Source organism: Gammaproteobacteria bacterium (genome assembly GCA_016195665.1).
Classification (GTDB): domain Bacteria; phylum Pseudomonadota; class Gammaproteobacteria; order SURF-13; family SURF-13; genus JACPZD01.
The window spans coordinates 91,657-110,029 of record JACPZD010000037.1 but is presented as its reverse complement, the minus strand read 5'-3'; the positions used below and the strand labels follow the sequence as shown (position 1 = coordinate 110,029).

21 protein-coding genes are annotated in these 18,373 nt (G+C 58.9%); 18 read left to right on the top strand and 3 right to left on the bottom strand.

Annotated features, from left to right (window positions below):
* From HY028_11040 to HY028_11020, 5 genes are all read left to right on the top strand, one after another.
* Positions 1-207, top strand: a 207-nt coding sequence (locus tag HY028_11040; protein ID MBI3345370.1) for a BMC domain-containing protein, incomplete at its 5' end; no start/stop codon positions are given.
* Between the two features lie 50 nt (positions 208-257).
* Entirely contained in the window at positions 258-704 is a 447-nt protein-coding gene (locus HY028_11035) for a bacterioferritin (GenBank protein ID MBI3345369.1), read from the top strand.
* The gene (locus tag HY028_11030; protein MBI3345368.1) at positions 697-987 is read left to right on the top strand and encodes a 4a-hydroxytetrahydrobiopterin dehydratase; all 291 of its coding nucleotides are present in this window, start codon (positions 697-699) and stop codon (positions 985-987) included. Before HY028_11035 ends, HY028_11030 begins: the two co-directional genes overlap by 8 nt.
* Entirely contained in the window at positions 984-1,643 is a 660-nt protein-coding gene (locus tag HY028_11025) for a ParA family protein (protein ID MBI3345367.1), read from the top strand. Before HY028_11030 ends, HY028_11025 begins: the two co-directional genes overlap by 4 nt.
* Positions 1,621-1,881 (top strand): hypothetical protein, encoded by a 261-nt coding sequence (locus HY028_11020; GenBank protein MBI3345366.1) that lies wholly within the window; start codon positions 1,621-1,623, stop codon positions 1,879-1,881. Before HY028_11025 ends, HY028_11020 begins: the two co-directional genes overlap by 23 nt.
* Positions 1,882-2,104: 223 nt before the next feature.
* Here the strand turns inward: HY028_11020 and HY028_11015 are convergent, their stop codons facing one another.
* Positions 2,105-3,079: a LysR family transcriptional regulator gene (locus HY028_11015; GenBank protein ID MBI3345365.1), complete on the bottom strand. Its 975-nt coding sequence runs from the start codon at positions 3,077-3,079 to the stop codon at positions 2,105-2,107.
* A 159-nt stretch (positions 3,080-3,238) separates the two neighbouring features.
* On the opposite strand from HY028_11015, the gene HY028_11010 reads away from it, so the two are divergent.
* The 6 genes from HY028_11010 to HY028_10985 all read left to right on the top strand — a co-directional run bounded on the left by HY028_11010 (position 3,239) and on the right by HY028_10985 (position 10,841).
* Positions 3,239-4,726 (top strand): ribulose-bisphosphate carboxylase large subunit, encoded by a 1,488-nt coding sequence (locus HY028_11010; protein MBI3345364.1) that lies wholly within the window; start codon positions 3,239-3,241, stop codon positions 4,724-4,726.
* A gap of 22 nt (positions 4,727-4,748) precedes the next feature.
* Positions 4,749-5,189, top strand: a complete 441-nt coding sequence (locus tag HY028_11005; protein MBI3345363.1) for a ribulose bisphosphate carboxylase small subunit — start codon at positions 4,749-4,751, stop codon at positions 5,187-5,189.
* Between the two features lie 159 nt (positions 5,190-5,348).
* Positions 5,349-6,308, top strand: coding sequence for a CbbX protein (cbbX, locus tag HY028_11000; GenBank protein MBI3345362.1), 960 nt, complete (start codon positions 5,349-5,351; stop codon positions 6,306-6,308).
* A gap of 143 nt (positions 6,309-6,451) precedes the next feature.
* Complete coding sequence (locus HY028_10995; protein MBI3345361.1) at positions 6,452-7,090, top strand: carbonic anhydrase; 639 nt, start codon at positions 6,452-6,454, stop codon at positions 7,088-7,090.
* A gap of 12 nt (positions 7,091-7,102) precedes the next feature.
* Complete coding sequence (purU, locus tag HY028_10990; GenBank protein ID MBI3345360.1) at positions 7,103-7,957, top strand: formyltetrahydrofolate deformylase; 855 nt, start codon at positions 7,103-7,105, stop codon at positions 7,955-7,957.
* 31 nt (positions 7,958-7,988) lie between these two features.
* Entirely contained in the window at positions 7,989-10,841 is a 2,853-nt protein-coding gene (locus HY028_10985; protein MBI3345359.1) for a cation-transporting P-type ATPase, read from the top strand.
* Positions 10,842-10,877: 36 nt separating this feature from the next.
* Here HY028_10985 and HY028_10980 read toward each other — a convergent pair whose 3' ends face one another.
* Positions 10,878-12,056, bottom strand: a complete 1,179-nt coding sequence (locus HY028_10980) for a citrate transporter (protein MBI3345358.1) — start codon at positions 12,054-12,056, stop codon at positions 10,878-10,880.
* A gap of 43 nt (positions 12,057-12,099) precedes the next feature.
* Positions 12,100-12,765, bottom strand: coding sequence for a deoxyribonuclease V (nfi, locus tag HY028_10975; protein MBI3345357.1), 666 nt, complete (start codon positions 12,763-12,765; stop codon positions 12,100-12,102).
* A 110-nt stretch (positions 12,766-12,875) separates the two neighbouring features.
* Between nfi and HY028_10970 the strand changes: the two genes are divergently transcribed.
* From HY028_10970 to HY028_10940, 7 genes are all read left to right on the top strand, one after another.
* Positions 12,876-13,226, top strand: a complete 351-nt coding sequence (locus HY028_10970) for a hypothetical protein (protein MBI3345356.1) — start codon at positions 12,876-12,878, stop codon at positions 13,224-13,226.
* Positions 13,227-13,275: 49 nt separating this feature from the next.
* Positions 13,276-13,674: a phosphate-starvation-inducible PsiE family protein gene (locus tag HY028_10965; GenBank protein MBI3345355.1), complete on the top strand. Its 399-nt coding sequence runs from the start codon at positions 13,276-13,278 to the stop codon at positions 13,672-13,674.
* 38 nt (positions 13,675-13,712) lie between these two features.
* Positions 13,713-14,180, top strand: a complete 468-nt coding sequence (gene purE / locus HY028_10960) for a 5-(carboxyamino)imidazole ribonucleotide mutase (protein ID MBI3345354.1) — start codon at positions 13,713-13,715, stop codon at positions 14,178-14,180.
* Positions 14,177-15,334, top strand: coding sequence for a 5-(carboxyamino)imidazole ribonucleotide synthase (locus HY028_10955; protein ID MBI3345353.1), 1,158 nt, complete (start codon positions 14,177-14,179; stop codon positions 15,332-15,334). Before purE ends, HY028_10955 begins: the two co-directional genes overlap by 4 nt.
* Positions 15,334-16,284 carry a TerC family protein gene (locus HY028_10950; protein MBI3345352.1) on the top strand — a complete coding sequence of 317 codons (951 nt, stop codon included), beginning with the start codon at positions 15,334-15,336 and terminating at the stop codon, positions 16,282-16,284. The genes HY028_10955 and HY028_10950 overlap by 1 nt, the downstream gene beginning before the upstream one ends.
* 62 nt (positions 16,285-16,346) lie before the next feature.
* Positions 16,347-17,258 (top strand): phosphoribosylaminoimidazolesuccinocarboxamide synthase, encoded by a 912-nt coding sequence (locus tag HY028_10945; protein ID MBI3345351.1) that lies wholly within the window; start codon positions 16,347-16,349, stop codon positions 17,256-17,258.
* Complete coding sequence (locus HY028_10940) at positions 17,255-18,226, top strand: threonylcarbamoyl-AMP synthase (protein ID MBI3345350.1); 972 nt, start codon at positions 17,255-17,257, stop codon at positions 18,224-18,226. Before HY028_10945 ends, HY028_10940 begins: the two co-directional genes overlap by 4 nt.
* The last annotated feature ends 147 nt before the right edge of the window (positions 18,227-18,373 follow it).

Genomic DNA, 18,373 nt, shown 5'->3' with positions numbered 1-18,373 from the left:
GTCACGGTGCTGGTGCGTGGCGAGACCGGCGCGGTGAACGCGGCGGTGCGTGCTGGCGCGGATGCGTGCGAGCGCGTGGGTGACGGCCTGGTGGCGGCGCACATCATCGCGCGCGTGCACGGCGAGGTGGAGCAGATCCTGCCCAACAAGCCGGACGGTAAAAGTGGCGGCGGTCGCGATGGCGACATCACGCAGGCGCGTAGCTAAGGCGCGGCTGTAGGGCCGAATTCATTCGGCCCAAGCCCAAGATGGCACCCATGACAGCGGATTTGCGCATCATCAGTTACCTAAACCGCGCGTTAACGCACGAGCTGGTGGCGGTGCAGCAGTACCTGGCGCAGGCGAAGCTGACCGCGCTGTGGGGCATGACGCAGGCGAGCGAGCGCTTGCGCGAGGATGTCGCTGCGGAACTGAGCCATGCTTCGTTGCTCATGGAAGAGCTGCTGGTACGCGGAGTCGCGCCCGCCTCCGCCGCGCTCACGCCCACGCGCCTGGCCGACGACTTGCCCGGGCTGTTGCGTCACGACCGGCTGCTGGAGGTCGAAGCCGTGCGCCTGTATGAGGAGGCGGCGCGCTACTGCGCGCGCGCGCGCGATGAGCGTTGCCGCGCCCTGTTCGTCAAAATACTGGACGACGAGGTGGAGCATATCCATGAACTTGATGAGTGGATACGGACTCAGCACGCGGAGCGCGACCATGCGTAATGAACGGCCCGCTGAGGCGCCGCCGGAGTGGCAATGGCGTGAGCGTCCACCCTTGCTCAGCCGACGCTTTCAATTCAGCGGCTACAATGAAACACGCAGTTTTTTGGACGCCATGGCCGGGCTGTCGGAGGAGCAGGGTTATTATCCGGACACCAGCTTCGGCGTCAATTACGTCAATGTGACCGTTCACGCTCGCAACGGCGAGCAACTGGAGCACAAGGATTTCGAGTTCGCCGCGCGCATTGACGATCTCACCGATCCGGCGCGCGGTGCGCAGCAATGACGGCGGGAAAAATCTATGCCGTCATTAACCAAAAGGGCGGGGTAGGCAAAACCACGCTGGCGCTGAATCTGGCGGCCGGATTTGCGCAGCGCGGCACCTGTTTATTGGTGGATGCCGACCCGCAAGGCTCGGCCATGCAATGGGCGCGCATGGCGGACGCCGCGCGCGGGTTGCCGGTGATGACGGTGGCCGCACCGGCGGCCGTGGGGCGTGTGTTGCCCGCTTTGCGCGATGCCCATGAATTTATTATTGTGGACTGCCCTCCCTCGGGGGCTTATGAGGGCCTGCGGGATATCTTGCTGCTGGCGGATTTGGCGATTATCCCGGTGCTGCCTTCGCCCGCTGATTTATGGGGCAGCGTGCGTATGGCCGAGCTGATTGATCTCGCGCGGCGCGAAAACAGCGCGTTGCGCGCGCGCGTGCTGTTAAATCAAGTCGAGCCGCGCAATGCCATGGCGCGTTCCATGCATACGGCTTTGGCGGAACTCGGCCTGCCTGCATTTACGCAGACCGTTAAACGGCGCGCCGTATATCGCAGTTGCGCGCTGGAGGGCGCGAGCGTTTTCAACTTTGGCAAACGCGCGCAGGCGGCGGCGCAGGAACTGGAAGCAGTCATCGAGGAGGTAATGTTGTATGAGCAAGACACCCGCGGGTAAAAAAGATTTATCGAGCAAATTGGCCGGGGCGGTGCGCGCCGCCAAGACGGAACATGTTGCGCAGGAAGAAGTTGTCGCTCCCGGCGACCTGCCACCCATGACACCAGTACATCCCCGAGCAGCCAAGCCTGGCAAGCTACAGGTCGCGCCCCCCCGTGCGCGGCAGTCGGGTCAGGCTCAGTCCAGCCCGGATGATCCGTTGCGTAATCTCCACCCGGAGCGCATCTGGCCGGATTGATGCGTCGCTTGAAAAATGGCGGCCCTTGCGGCGCTTTTCGCACCACGCTTGTTACTTCGGTCGCTCCCGGCGTCCTGCCTCCCGTGCCGTACATGGATGCACCAATGTCGCCGTAGGCAGGACGCCGGGAGCGACCGACACTAGCAGAACCCTTCGCTACCGCTCTTCCCTGTGCGTCGCAGCTTGCCATTGCGCTGCACGCAGACTGCTTTCCGGCAGCCTGCTAGATTTTCACCGCCTTAAGCCGAGGCCTTGCCTTGCGCTGCGCAAGCCGCGCCGGGTCATGATTGAGCTGTAACTCCAACAACTGCCGAGCCTCCTTGAGGACGAATGACTTGAATGCTTGTGCGACCGGCGACAGGCGTTTGTCCTTGCGGTGTACGATGTACCAGTGGCGGATGACCGGCATGTGCACGACATCCAATACTGCCAGGCGCTGTACCTCCATCTCCAGCGCCACGGTGTGCACCGAGACGATGCCCAGACCCAAGCCCGCCTGGACGCCCTGCTTAATCGCTTCGTTGCTGTTCATCTCCATGCCGGTAATCATCTGTACCTTGTGTTCGGAGAAAAAGCGCTCCATGGCGATGCGTGTGCCGGAGCCGGGCTCGCGGATCAGAAAGGTCTCCTGTTGCAGTCGCTCCAGCGGAATGGCGCGCTGCTGGGTAAGCGGGTGATTATAAGGCGCGATCACCACCAGTGGATTTTCCATAAATGGCTCGGCGACAAAATCCTGCTGCGGCGGCGGCACGCCCATAATCACCATGTCCCGGTCGTTGGCGGCGAGATGCGCGAGCAGGGACTCACGATTGGTAACCTCCAGATTCACCGTCACCTGCGGGTAGCGTTTGCTGAACAGGGCCAGCAGGTAAGGCGCAAAATATTTGGCGGTGCTTACCACCGAGATGGTCAGTTTTCCGCGCTTGATCCCCTTCAACTCCTCCAGCACCGTTTCGGCCTCGGCCAATTGATGGGCGACGCCACTGCTGTAATGGTGCAGTTCTTTGCCCGCTTCGGTGAGGTAAATCTTCTTCCCCACCTGCTCAAACAAGGCGATGCCGGTGTTTTCTTCCAACTGCTTGATTTGCATGGATACCGCGGGCTGTGTCAGATGCAGCTCCCTGGCCGCGCGCGTGTAGCTTAAATGGCGCACCACAGCGTCGAAGATGCGCAGTTGCCGCAAACTGGTGTTAATCATGAGACAGACTCCGTATATAAGCTACATCTTATACTAAGAATCAAAAATACTGAATGTTATTTATGATTTTGGCTGTGTAAAGTACATTTCAGTTATAGCATCGGCCTCGCTCTAATACAGGTGCGAGGTGTCTTTTCACCCTTATTTTAGGAGGCTGTTATGGCAAAAGCAGAAGCTGGTGGAACAATGAAAGAGGGTAAGGACCGCTACAAAGCAGGCGTCTTACCTTACAAAAACATGGGCTACTGGGAGCCTGATTACAAGATCAAAGATACCGACCTATTGGCGATGTTCCGCATCACCCCGCAGCCCGGGGTGGATCACGAGGAGGCCGCCGCCGCCGTTGCAGGCGAATCCTCCACCGCTACGTGGACTGTGGTATGGACTGACCGCCTGACCGCGTGCGAGCTCTATCGCGCCAAGGCTTATCGCTCTGAGCTGGTGCCGAATACCGGCCCTGGCACCAAGAACGAGGCGCAATACTTCGCCTACATCGCCTATGACCTCGATCTGTTCGAGCCCGGCTCCATCGCTAACCTGACCGCTTCCATTATCGGTAACGTGTTCGGCTTCAAGGCGGTGAAAGCACTGCGCCTGGAAGACATGCGCATCCCGGTTGCCTACCTGAAGACCTTCCAAGGTCCCGCTACCGGTGTCGTGGTTGAGCGCGAGCGTCTGGACAAGTTTGGCCGTCCGCTGCTGGGCGCCACCACCAAGCCGAAGCTCGGTCTGTCTGGCCGCAACTATGGCCGCGTGGTGTATGAAGGGCTGAAGGGCGGTCTGGATTTCATGAAAGACGACGAGAACATCAACTCGCAGCCCTTCATGCACTGGCGCGACCGTTTCCTGTATTGCATGGATGCGGTCAACAAGGCGTCTGCTGCCACGGGTGAGGTTAAAGGCCACTACCTCAACGTCACCGCCGGCACCATGGAAGAAATGTACAGGCGTGCGGAATTCGCCAAGCAACTGGGTTCGGTCATCATCATGATTGACCTGGTGATCGGTTACACCGCGATCCAGTCCATGGCGCTTTGGGCCCGCCAGAACGACATGATTCTGCACCTGCACCGCGCCGGTAACTCGACCTACTCGCGCCAGAAGAATCATGGCATGAACTTCCGCGTGATTTGCAAGTGGATGCGCATGGCGGGCGTGGATCACATCCATGCCGGTACGGTTGTGGGCAAGCTGGAAGGCGATCCGCTCATGATCCGTGGCTACTATGACACGCTGCTCGACACGCACACCCCGTTGAACCTGGAAAAAGGCTTGTTCTTCGAACAGGACTGGGCTTCGCTGAACAAGGTTATGCCGGTCGCGTCCGGCGGTATTCACGCCGGTCAGATGCACCAGTTGCTGACTTATCTGGGTGACGACGTGGTGCTGCAATTCGGCGGCGGTACGATCGGTCACCCACAAGGGATTCAGGCAGGAGCGGTGGCTAACCGTGTAGCACTCGAAGCCATGGTTATGGCACGTAACGAAGGTCGCGATATCTGGAATGAAGGCCCGCAGATTCTGCAAGATGCCGCCAAGTGGTGTGGCCCGCTCAAAGCCGCGCTGGATACATGGAAAGACATCACCTTCAACTACGATTCCACCGATACCCCTGACTTTGTGCCGACCACCACGGCCAGTGCTTAATTGATATCAAGGAGAAACGATTATGATGACCAATCCGGGCAATAAGGTTACGCAGGGACAGTTTTCGTTCCTGCCCGACCTGACCGACGCGCAAATCACCGCGCAGATCAAGTACGCGTTGAACAACAACTGGGCGATAGGCGTTGAATACACCGACGATCCTCACCCGCGCAATACCTATTGGGAAATGTATGGCAATCCGATGTTCGACCTTAAAGATCCCGCCGGAATTTTGATGGAGATCAACAACTGCCGTAAGACCTTCCCGAATCACTATATCCGCGTAACGGCTTTTGACTCCACACGCGGTGTGGAAAGTCCGACCATGTCGTATATTGTTAATCGGCCCAAGAATGAACCGGGTTTTGGCTTGGTGCGTCAAGAAACGGAAGGACGTAACATTCGTTACACCATCCACTCTTACGCTACCGACAAACCTGAGGGTGAGCGGTACGGTAAGTAATTCTGTTATAAAGGGGCGGCGCAACGCCGCCCCGTTTTCTATTTCATTATCCCCTCCCTTCACGGGAGGGGTGAGGGGGAGGGTGCAATGTTTAAGTTTCACCACCCCCACCCTAACCCTCCCCCTTCAAAGGGGGAGGGATTTTTTTGGAGGTAAGCCATGAGCGAGCCCAACGCCGAGCAAGATCCCAAACCTGAAGTGAACGCCCTGCACAGCGTGTCTGACGCCACCCCGGTGGACCTGGAGGCCGCGTTCCGTGACTCGCACGTCCAGGAGGTGCTGGACAAGCTCGACCGTGAATTAATTGGTCTGAAACCCGTCAAGACGCGCATCCGCGAGATCGCCGCACTCTTGTTAGTAGATCGTCTGCGCAAAGGTTTGGGGCTTACTTCCGGCGCGCCGAGTCTGCACATGTGCTTCACCGGCAACCCCGGCACCGGCAAGACCACGGTCGCGCTACGCATGGCGGAAATCCTGCACCGCCTGGGTTACATCCGCCGCGCCGAAGTGGTGTCGGTGACGCGCGACGACCTGGTCGGCCAGTACATAGGTCACACGGCGCCCAAGACCAAGGAAGTATTAAAAAAAGCTATGGGAGGTGTGCTGTTCATAGATGAAGCCTATTACCTGTACAAACCGGAAAACGAGCGCGACTACGGCGCCGAGTCCATCGAAATTCTGTTGCAGGTGATGGAAAACCAGCGCGACGACCTGGTGGTGATCCTGGCTGGTTACAAGGATCGCATGGACAAGTTTTTCCAAAGCAATCCCGGCATGTCCTCGCGCATCGCCCACCACATTGACTTCCCGGATTACGGCGCCGATGAATTGCTGTCCATAGCTAAGCTGATGCTGGAAGCTCAGCAGTACCGTTTCAGCCCGGAGGCCGAGCAGGCGTTCGCGGATTACATCGTAAAGCGCATGAAGATGCCTTACTTCGCCAACGCTCGCAGTGCACGCAACGCGCTCGACCGCGCACGTTTGCGCCAGGCGAATCGCCTGTTTGCCAAGCCCGGCGCTAAGCTCACCAAGAAAGACTTGGTCACCATTGAGCCGGAAGATATCCTGGCGAGCCGCGTGTTCAGCGAAGGCGTACCCGACACGGAGGAAAAGGTTTAAGATCCCCCCGTGGATCTGCGGCTAAAGGTCGCACCAACTCTCCTTCTCCCGCTTGCGGGAGAAGGTGGCCCGAAGGGCCGGATGAGGGAGAGGAAGCAAGTACTCTTTTTTAACTTCTCTAAACAAATAACGACAAGACGCGCATGGAAGAGATCAAAAAACTAACTGCAGGCTTTGCGCGCTTTCGTACCAAATATTTCGAAAAGCATCCCGAGCTGTTCGATCAGCTCTCGCGTCAAGGACAATCCCCCAATGTCATGGTGGTGGCCTGCTGCGACTCGCGCGTAGATCCCGCCATCATCACCGACTCCGACCCGGGCGATCTGTTCGTGGTGCGCAACGTCGCCAACTTGGTGCCCCCCTGCGAGATGGGCGGCGGCTACCACGGCACCAGCGCCGCGCTGGAGTTTGCAGTGCGCACACTGGAGGTCAAGCACATCGTGATCCTCGGCCACTCACAGTGCGGTGGCATACAATCGCTGCTGCAAGGTATCAAGGCCCCGCAGGGCGACTTCATCATTCCGTGGATGGCCATCGCCGAGGACGCGCGTCAAAAGATAAACACTACACTGGCGCACGCGCCGTCCCTGGTTCGGCAGCGCGCCTGTGAGCAGGCCGCTATACAAGTTTCACTGCATAATCTTTCGACCTTTCCCTGGGTGCGCGAACGCGTGGCGCAGGGCACGCTGCACCTGCACGGCTGGTATTTCGACATTGACCGCGGCGAGCTACTGCACTATAACTGCGTGACCGATTGCTTTGAAAGCTTGGAACAAGGGTAAGTCGCTCTAGCCATGTCTCGCCACTACGTACTCACCTTGTCGTGCCCAGACCGCCCCGGTATCATCGCCGCGGTAAGTGCATTTATTGCCTCGCACGGCGGCAGCATCGGCGAAAGCGCCAGTCACACCGAGACTCAGACTCGCCATTTCTTTATGCGCGTGGAGGTTCTTGCTCAAACTTTACCCTTCGGCTTAGAAGAGTTACGGACGCGCTTCGCAAAACTGGCTGATGAATTCAACATGCAGTGGCAGATCGCCGATTCTGCGGTCAAAAAACGTGTGGTGATCCTAGTGAGCAAGCAGGAGCATTGTCTCTCAGATCTACTCTATCGTTGGCGCAGCCGGGAATTTGAATTCGATATTCCATGTGTGATTTCCAATCACGATGATACGAGGAGTATCGTCGAATGGCACGAGATTCCTTATAGACATGTCCCGATTGTCCCGGAGAACAAACTTGTCGCGCATCAGGAGATTTTGCGGCTCTGCGAACAACATCAAGCGGATGCGATTGTGCTGGCGCGCTATATGCAGGTATTACCCGATTTCTTCTGTGTAGCCTATCCCAGCCGCGTCATCAATATTCATCACGGCCTGCTGCCGGCGTTTGTCGGCGCGCGGCCCTATCATCAGGCTTTCGAGCGCGGCGTCAAACAAATCGGCGCCACATGCCACTACGTGACCCAGGAACTGGATGCAGGACCCATCATCGAGCAGGATGTAATCCGTGTGGATCACACTGAGACAGTGGAAGATCTCATCCGTCTCGGCAAGGATGTCGAGAAGACGGTGTTGTCGCGCGGCGTGCGCTATCATGTGGAGGATCGCGTGCTGGCGCACGGCAGCCGAACGATGGTGTTCAGATAAACAAAAGCCGGGGTTAGGGATAGTCTAGGACATGGAAAAGTCTCAACAAACCCTCTTTCATGACATCAGTTACCGCGAGGCGCTCCAACACTTCGAGTCGAGCGAGGCTGGACTTTCTTCAGTCGAAGCAGGGGCGAGATTCAAGCGTTACGGTCCCAATCAACTCACCCTGCGCCGCGGCCGTTCACCGCTGCAACGTCTGCTCCAGCAGTTTCACAATCTGCTCATCTATTTGTTGTTGGGCGCCGCCGGGATTACCGCCCTGTTGCAGCACTGGGTGGACACCGGCGTTATTCTCGGCGTGGTGGTGATCAACGCGCTGATCGGTTTCATTCAAGAGGGCAAGGCGGAGCAGGCGCTGGCGGCGATACGGCGCCTGTTGTCGCTCAAGGCCGTGGTGTTGCGCGATCAGCGGCAGGTGCTGATTCCCGCCGAACAACTGGTGCCCGGCGACGTGGTGCTGTTGCAATCCGGCGACCGGGTGCCGGCGGACATGCGCCTGTTACAGGTGAAAAATCTGCGCATCGAGGAGGCCTCGCTCACCGGCGAGTCGCTCCCGGCGGAAAAAGACATTGAACCGGTGGCGTTGCACGCGCCTCTGGGTGACCGCACCTGCATGGCCTACGCCGGGACGCTGGTGCGCTACGGCCAGGGCAGCGGCGTGGTGGTGGCGACTGGCGATGGCACCGAGATCGGGCGCATTTCCGAGCTGCTGGCGGAGGTGGAGCGTATCGAGACGCCGTTGTTGCGGCGTATCGCCAAGTTCAGCAAAGGGTTGAGTGTGGCCATTGTGGCGATAGCCGTGATCACCTTCTTCATCGGTGTGCGGGTGCGGGATTACAGCGCCGTGGACATGTTCATGGCCGCTATCAGCCTGGCGGTCGCCGCCATCCCCGAGGGCCTGCCCGCCATCATGACCATTACGCTCGCCATCGGCGTGCAGCGCATGGCGCGGCGCAACGCGATCATCCGCGTGTTGCCCGCGGTGGAGACGCTGGGCAGTGTGACCTGTGTCTGCTCCGACAAGACGGGCACCCTGACGCGTAACGAGATGACGGTGCAGACCGTGGCTACGCACGCGGCGACGTTTCATGTCAGCGGCGTGGGCTATGAACCGCACGGCGAGTTTTTGGTCGAGGGCAGGCACGTCAACGTCGCGGAATATCCCGCTGTCGCGGAGCTGCTGCGCGCGGGGTTGTTGTGCAACGATGCCTCGCTCGACCTGCGCGATGGGCAATGGCGCATCACCGGCGATCCCACGGAGGCGGCGCTGGTGGTGGCGGCGCGCAAGGCCGGTTTTGAATCCATGCTGGAATCCGAGCGCTGGCCGCGCACCGATGTGATCCCGTTCGAATCCGAGCATCGTTTTATGGCGACGCTCAATCACGATCATGCCGGGCACGGAATGATCTATGTCAAGGGCGCGCCGGAACGCATATTGGAGATGTGCAGCCAGGAACGCATCAATGGCGCGCAGCAGCCGTTGCACATCGAATATTGGCATGAACAATTACGCGCCATGGCAGGGCAGGGTCAGCGCGTATTGGCGCTGGCCTGCAAACCGGCGGTCGCTCCCGGCGTCCTGCCTCCCGCGACATTAGTACTTCCGTGTACGTCACAGGCGGGGCAACGCGAGTTGCGCTTCAGCGATGTCGCCGGCGGTCTCACACTGCTCGGCCTGTGCGGCATGGTGGATCCGCCGCGCGAGGAGGCAATACGCGCGGTCGCGGACTGTCACGCGGCGGGCATCCGCGTGCAGATGATCACCGGCGATCACGCCGCCACCGCGCTCGCTATCGCCGGACAGATCGGTATCGGCGACGGCAAGCGCGTCCTCACCGGCGCCGAGATTGAAACGATGAGTGAAGCGGCGCTCGCACAGGCTGTGGCTATGATAGATGTGTACGCGCGCGTCAGCCCGGAGCACAAGCTGCGTCTGGTAGAGGCGTTGCAAAGCCGCGGCGAGGTCGTTGCCATGACCGGCGACGGCGTGAATGACGCGCCGGCCCTGAAGCGCGCCGACGTAGGCGTGGCCATGGGAGTGAGCGGAACCGAGGTCGCCAAGGAGGCGGCGGAGATGGTGCTTGCGGATGACAACTTCGCCTCCATCGTCAGCGCAATTGAGGAGGGCCGCACGGTCTATGACAACCTGCGCAAGGCACTGCTCTTTATCATGCCCACCAACGGCGGCCAGGCGTTCACCCTGGTCACCGCCATCGCCTTGGGGCTGACCTTGCCCATCCTGCCGGTGCAGATATTGTGGGTGAACATGGTGACGGCGGTGACGCTGGCGCTGGCGTTGGCGTTTGAACCCGCCGAGGCGGATGTGCTGCGGCGTCCGCCGCGTGATCCGCGCGCACCGGTCTTTTCCCGTTATTTTTTGTGGCGCACGGTGCTGGTCACCGCCCTCATTACCGCCGGAACGCTGGGCATGTTCCTGTGGGAACAGGCGCAGGGCGCCAGCCTGGAAGCGGCGCGCACCGCGGCGGCCACCACCCTGGTCATGTTCCAGGCCGTGTATTTACTGAACAGCCGCCGCCTGCTTGACGCCGCCTGGCCGCAGCGGGCGTTTTCCGGTGACGTACACGGAAGTACTAATGTCGGTCGCTCCCGGCGTCCTGCCTCCCGCGACATTGGTACATCCGTGTACGGCACGGGAGGCAGGACGCCGGGAGCGACCAATCCGTATATTGCGTTGACGATATTTCTGGTGGTGTTATTGCAACTGCTCTATGTCTACGCGCCGTTCATGCAGACCCTGTTTCACTCCGCGCCCCTGGGAATCGAGGCCTGGTTGCGGATTATGCTGATTGCGCTTTCGGTCTACGTGATTGTGGAGTTCGAAAAAGGGGTTGTTCGAGCGCTCAAGTGGCAAGCGGTGTAGCTCCGCTGCTTCCATGCCCTACGTTCCACATAGGGATCAATCAGGCTTCCATCCCAAAAGCCATAGCATGACAAAAAATCCCAGCACATAGGCCACCGGAACATGCCAGCCCTCCTTGATCCAGCGCAGGGTGTTTTTTGCATCGGGAAAAATATTGCTGATCGCCACGCCCGCCGAAGAGCCGAACCAGATCATCGAGCCGCCGTAGCCCACGGCGAAGGCCAGCAGCCCCCAGTCGTAGCCACCCTGCTGCAAGGCGAGCGCGGTGAGTGGGATGTTGTCGAATACCGCGCTGATCCAGCCCAGGCCGAAGGCCGTCTGCCATGAAGGCTCTGGCAAAGTCTTGACCGGCATCAGCGAGGCGGCGAGCACCAACGCGACCAGAAACGACGACCCTTTGAGCGCCTTGCGCGCTTCGCCCCAAGGGATAGGGTGAAAAAACCCGCCTGCCAGAATGGCAAGCCAGGCGCCGATGGCCGGAAAATCCAGCAGCACATTGGTGGTGATGAGCCCGCTGACAATGAGCACTACAATGGCGAGCCGCGCCAGCACCAGCACACCGAATACGCCGATCTCCTCAGGGTGCACATGGGCGCCGCGCGGAGGATTTTTGCGTATGGGCTGCACGCGATGCTGGGCGCGGCTCGCAATCACGCCGGAGAAGATCAGCGCGACGATGGCGGCGATGAAGGCATCGGCCACATGCAGCGCCGGCACACCGGCGATCCACATCATCGTAGTGGTGGTATCGCCGATCACCGAGCCCGCACCGCCCGCGTTGGCTGCCGCGACGATGGCGGCGAGGTAGCCCACCGTCACGCGGCCATTAAATACCTTTTTCGCCACCACACCGCCGATCACCGCAGCGGCGATGTTATCAAGAAAGGTAGAGAGCAGTGCAATCAGCACCAGCAACACGAAACCGCCCTTCCAGTCATCCGGCAGCCAGCGCGGCAGCAGTTCCGGTACGCCGGAATCTTCAAAGTGCCGCGCAAGCATGGCAAAGCCGATCAGCAGGCCGAACAGGTTGAGCAGCAGCCGCCACTCATGCGCCAGATGCGACAACAGATCCAGGTCGTGCACGAATACTTTGTAGGCTATGATCACGGCAAGTCCACACGCCGCTACCTCGAAGCTGCGGCGGTGTAAGATGGCTACTCCTAGCAGGGTGAGTCCGAAGAAGATGAATTCGAGGGGGATGTTGAACGGGCTCATATTGGCTTTGTTATCTGCGGGGTGGCCAATTCTACCCGAATTATCACTTCAAAACCGAGGCCAGGCGGTGCGCGTGACGCGTGGTTTCCGGCAGGCGGTATTTGGTCGTGCAGGCCAGCACATAATGAATGGCGGTGGGGAGGCTCACCCGATGGCCGGGGGAGACATAGACAGGGGCGACGTTGGCGCGCGTGCGCAGCGCCGCGCCGATGATCTCGCCCCGGTCCCTGAGTGGTTGCCAGGCGCCGCGTTCTGATGGTAATTGTTCATGCGTGCCGATCAATAAGGATTTCGCAACGCCTATGGTGGGTATATCGGTGAGTACGCCCAGATGGCTGGCGATGCCGATGCGGCGCGGGTGCGCGATACCCTGCCCGTCACACAAGATCAGATCCGGGGTTATTTTCAAAAGTTTCAGAGCCTCCAGCACGGCGGGCAGCTCACGGAAGGAGAGCAGCCCCGGCACATAAGGAAAAGTGACGGGCGCTCGGGCGAGCGCGGAGTCCACAAGCTCCAATCCAGGAAAATTCAACACTACCGCCGCGGCGCGCACCACAGTATTGTCTCTCTCGAAGCCGACATCCACCCCGCCGACGTGGTGCACCTCGCCTAGCTGGTCTTGCGTAATGACCTTGTCGCGCAAGGTGTTCTGGATGGCAATGGCCTCCTGAACGGTGTGGGGCCACAGATCAGGGGTCGCAGTCTTCACGCGGGTTGGTTTACCTTTCTTGAGGTGCTTGCCGCAGGCTGGCTAAGGCAATATTTTCCAAGTAAACTGGGCAACTTAGTGGGTGCTCGTCTCCATACAGGGAGGGTACTATGCAGGACATTCATTTTGGCGGCATTACTCCGTTGCGCTCACTGCCGAAGCGTATCGAGGCGGCCCATTATAACCGGGTCCGGCTTGCGTTGCGGAGACTGGCTTGCCCCCTGCGTTTGGAGATACCCAGACAGCCGGTGGACATGATCTTGGACGAGCGCAGGTGGGTGGCCCTGCATCTCGGTGAGGCGCCGCTGCTGACCTGGATGGACTTTCAGGTCGAAGATCGCAGCGCCCTGCATGAGCCTGTCGTTTGTACCTTACATCTTTACCATCATCATGCGGGATTAATAATGGGAAAGGTGCTAGATGCGCTGATCCAAGAGCTTGATCGGCGTCTCAAGCAATGATAAAGAACGAGATTTACAGCAAGCACTCAAAACCTGTAAGGGGTACATTATGAAACGCACGCCGCAGTCACACGATAGCCTGGTCATGCGCGCTTTGTATTTTGTCGAATGGCTCGGTCTATTGCTGATATCACTGGCTACCATCGTCGCTATCGGGCAAGAGACGCTGCTCATGGCGGGACGTGGTCAGGTGCTGCTGCAGGATATTTTGTTGCTGTTTATCTATTTAGAAATTCTCACCATGGTTGGACTTTATTTCACCAGCGGCAAGCTGCCGGTGCGCTACCCGATTTATATAGCGATGGTGGCGATTGCGCGTTTCATCATCATGGGCATGAAAGACATGACAGGCTGGGAGATTGTGGCGCTGGCGGCCGCCATCCTGGTGTTGGCGCTCGCGGTGTTGGCGATCCGTTATGGACATACCCGCATGCCTTACAACGAATAGGCACAAGCAAGGTGGATAAGCCGTTAGTAGGTCTGGTGATGGGCAGCGACAGCGATTGGGAGGTGATGCAGCACGCCGCCCGCAAGCTGGAGGAGTTCGGCGTGCCTTATGAAAGCAAGGTCGTGTCCGCCCATCGTACCCCCGATTTATTATTTCGATACGCAGAATCCGTGGAGATGCGCGGGCTCGCGTGTGTGATTGCGGGGGCGGGCGGCGCCGCCCATCTGCCGGGTATGTTGGCTGCCAAGACCAGCTTGCCGGTGCTCGGCGTGCCGGTGACCTCCAAACATTTACAAGGGGTGGATTCACTGTTGTCCATCGTGCAAATGCCTAAAGGCGTGCCGGTGGCGACCTTCGCCATCGGTGAGGCGGGCGCAGTGAATGCCGCTTTATTTGCTGTGGCTATCCTGGCAAGGCAAGACGCCGTGCTGGCTGAAAAACTGCGCGCCTTCCGCAAGACGCAGGAGCAAACCGTGTTGGCCATGACGCTCCCGCCGCACTCATGATCCTGCCGGGTGCGACGCTGGGTGTCCTCGGTGGAGGACAGTTGGGCCGCATGTTTGCTTATGCCGCGCGCGTCCTGGGCTATCACGTCATCGTGCTCGATCCCGATCCACACAGTCCCGCCGCGCAGTTTGCCGACGCACACCTGTGCGCCGGTTATGATGACCAGGCGGCGTTGCTCGAACTGGGCAAGCGCTGCGCCGCAATCACCACCGAATTTGAAAACGTACCCGCTCGGAGTCTGGAGCTGCTTGCCACATTGTCCACGGTGCGGCCCGCCGCCGGCGCCGTCGCCATCGCCCAGGACCGCATTACTGAAAAATCTTATCTTGCAGAGCAGGGATTTCCAGTCACTCCCTTTTGGGTGGTTCGCACCGAACAAGAACTGCATGAAGCGCTAAGCAACATTCCAGCGCCCGCCATACTCAAGCGCAGCCGCTTGGGTTACGACGGCAAAGGGCAAGCGCCTGTCACGAATCTGGAGCACGTCGTAACCGCCTTTCACATGTTGGGCGACGAACCCTGTGTGCTGGAGCAGCGCGTTTCCCTGGAAAAAGAGATTTCGGTTATCGTAGCACGCGGCGCTGACGGCGAGACGGCGTGCTTTCCCGTTGCGGAGAATCAGCATCAAAACGGCATTTTGGATGTCAGCATCGTGCCTGCGCGCATCAGCGTGGCATTGGCGAAACAGGCTGCCGACATGGCGATCAAGCTGGCCGAGCGTTTGGACTATTGCGGCGTGCTGGCGGTGGAGTTTTTTGTGTTGGCCGATGATAAGCTCATTATCAATGAAATCGCTCCGCGCCCGCACAACAGCGGTCACGCCACACTTGACGTCTGCGTCACCAGTCAATTTGAGCAGCAGGTCAGGACGCTTTGTGGCCTCCCGTTAGGCAGTACCCGGCTACTCTCTCCGGCGGTGATGGTAAATTTACTGGGCGATCTGTGGGCGGACGGCGAGCCGTACTGGGAAAGATTATTACAGCACAAACAAGTAAAACTTCATTTGTACGGCAAGAGTGAGCCCCGTCCAGGCCGCAAGATGGGCCACTTTACCTGTCTCGATGAATCGCTGGAGCAAGCCTTGGAGACAGCCATGGATAGTAAGGCTCGATTACTGAGCCAGGCTTCTGCTCAGATAAAGGTAAACGCTTGATGCCGGAGACGATCGGAACCTGGTGGATGTGGTTGGGATTTATCCTGCTGGTGGTTGTCATGCTGGCCGTGGATATGTTTATGTTGGGCCGTCAGGGGGCTCATAAAGTTTCTCCTAAAGAAGCGGCGGCCTGGTCCGGGGTATGGGTGATGACCGCCCTCCTTTTTAACGCCGGTCTGTGGTGGTATCTCGACGGTTCAGCGGGGCGTGAGTTCGCTAATCAAAAGGCGTTGGAGTTTTTCACAGGCTATCTGATTGAGAAATCGCTGGCCGTGGATAACATCTTTGTGTTTTTGATGTTGTTCAGCTATTTTGCAGTCCCTGCAGAATATCAGCGCCGCGTGCTGCTCTACGGGGTGCTGGGTGCGATTGTGATGCGCGCCGTGATGATACTGCTCGGCGCCTGGCTGATCGCCAAGTTTCATTGGGTCCTTTATCTCTTTGGACTATTTCTGTTGGTGACAGGCATCAAGATGCTGGTTTTTGCCGGGCATGAGCCTGATCTGGAAAAAAATCCCATTCTGCGTTGGATGCGAGGTCACCTCAACATCACCGAGCAGTACCACGGCGAAAGATTTTTTGTGCTGAAAAACGGCATACGCTACGCCACACCCATGTTTCTGGTGCTGGTGCTGATTGAGGTGAGTGATCTCATCTTTGCGGTGGATAGCATCCCTGCCATCTTCGCCATCACCGATGATCCGTTTATCGTATTTACCTCGAATATTTTTGCTATCCTCGGCCTGCGCGCCCTGTACTTTCTGCTGGCCGATGTGGCGGGGCGCTTTCATCTCCTCAAATACGGGCTGGCCCTGGTGCTGGCCTTCATCGGCACCAAGATGTTGATTGTGGATTTTGTGAAGATACCGATAGCCACGGCGCTGGGTGTGGTGGCCATAATTTTAACGATATCCATTATCCTAAGCGTCTGGAAGACTCGCCCGGAGTAAATGTTTTTCTAAATACGTTGTCATTATCAATCTATTCACCCGTCCGGAGTCCCCCCGTGGACCTGCCAACCTCCTCCATCACCTTGTTCCAATCGGATATTCGCAGTCTGCCCCTTTTGCATCGTGGCAAGGTGCGTGACATCTATGAGGTGGATGATAAACATATTCTCATTGTGACGACCGACCGGTTGTCCGCCTTCGATGTGGTGCTGCCGACGCCGATCCCGGGAAAGGGTGAAGTGTTGAACACGTTGTCGCTCTTCTGGTTCCAGATGCTGAATTATATGATGCCTAACCATCTCACTGAGATCGTGCCGGAAGACGTGGTCAAAGGTGATGATGAGCGCGGACAAGTCGCTGGGCGGTCTGTCGTGACCCGCAAGATCAAACCGTTGCCTATCGAGGCGGTGGTGCGCGGCTTTCTGGCGGGCTCAGCCTGGAAGGAATATCAGGATCGTGGCACGGTGGGGGGGCGGCCGATGATGCCCGGCATGGTGGAGTCCGCCTGGATACCCGAGGCGCTGTTTACTCCGACCACCAAGGCCAATGACGGCGCACACGACGAGCCGATCAGCATCGAAAAGATGGAGGAAATGATAGGCGCGGATTTGACCCGCGAGGTGGAAGCCATGAGTCTCACCCTGTATCTGGAAGCCATGAAATATGCCAGCACCCGCGGCATCATCATCGCCGACACCAAGTTTGAGTTCGGACTGGATGAGCAGGGCGAACTCACCTTGATAGACGAAGTGCTGACGCCCGATTCGTCGCGCTTCTGGTCGGTTGAGAGCTATAAACCGGGCAGTCATCCGCCGAGTTTCGACAAACAATACGTGCGCGATTATTTGGAAAGCATCGGCTGGAACAAACAGCCTCCGGCGCCGGAGCTTCCTCCGGAGGTGGTGGCGCGCACCGCTGAGAAATACCGGCAGGCCCTGCATACGCTGATGGATGACAGCGGCAGTGAGAGATGACGATCGCGCGCGCCGCGGAAATATTGCGCAGCGGTGGGGTGGTCGCCTTTCCCACCGAGACCGTGTACGGCCTCGGTGCGGATGCGTTGAATCCCCAGGCGGTCGCGCGCGTCTTCGCCATCAAACGGCGTCCGCCCGATCATCCTCTCATCGTGCATCTGCCGGATGTCTCCTATCTTAAAGACTGGGCATGCGACATCCCTCGCGCGGCGTACCGGCTTGCCGAAAAATTCTGGCCGGGGCCTCTCACCCTGATTTTAAAACGTGCAGCGATCGTGCCGGACAACGTGACCGGCGGACAAGACAGCGTGGGCCTGCGCGTGCCGGGACATCCCGTGGCGCTGGCGCTGCTCGAAAAGTTCGGCGGCGCCGTCGCCGCGCCATCCGCCAACCGCTTCGGTCATGTCAGCCCCACGCGCGCCGAACATGTTCGGGAAGAACTGGGTAACGAGGTGGATATGATACTGGACGGCGGGCCTTGCCAGGTCGGACTGGAGTCCACTATCGTGAGCCTGCTGGATGTGCACCCGCTCATCTTGCGGCCGGGAGTCGTATCACGAAGCATGCTTGCCGAGGCGTTGGGCGAGGAGATCGAGATGGGGACGGCGGAGAAAATTACCCTGCGCGCACCGGGCATGCTGGCCTCGCATTACGCGCCGCGCACACCGCTACACAAGGTCCCCGCCGCGGAATTATATGAGCGCGCCTCTGCGCTGGTCACTCAAGGTCAACGGGTCGGAGTGCTCACGCGCCAGGAGGGCGCGCCTAAGCCTGTCCTGAGCCCCTTCGAAGGGCCGGGTCTGTATTATTATCTGCTTCCTGATGACCCAAAGGATTACGCTCATGAACTTTACGACACTTTGCGTAAGGCCGATGCACGACGATTGGACATGCTGCTCATCGAAGAGCCTCCGCAGGACGAGGCATGGCTTGCCGTGCGTGACCGGTTGACGCGCGCGGCGACATAGAAATGGGCGCCTCTAAAAATGCGTCTTTTGTCTTTATGCGGCGTTGGAATTCTGCTCGAAATGCTCATGTACTGGCGTGTACACTCCGCTTTCTCGCAGAATTCCGTCTTGCCTAAAGACAAAATCCACTATTTTTAGAGGCACCCA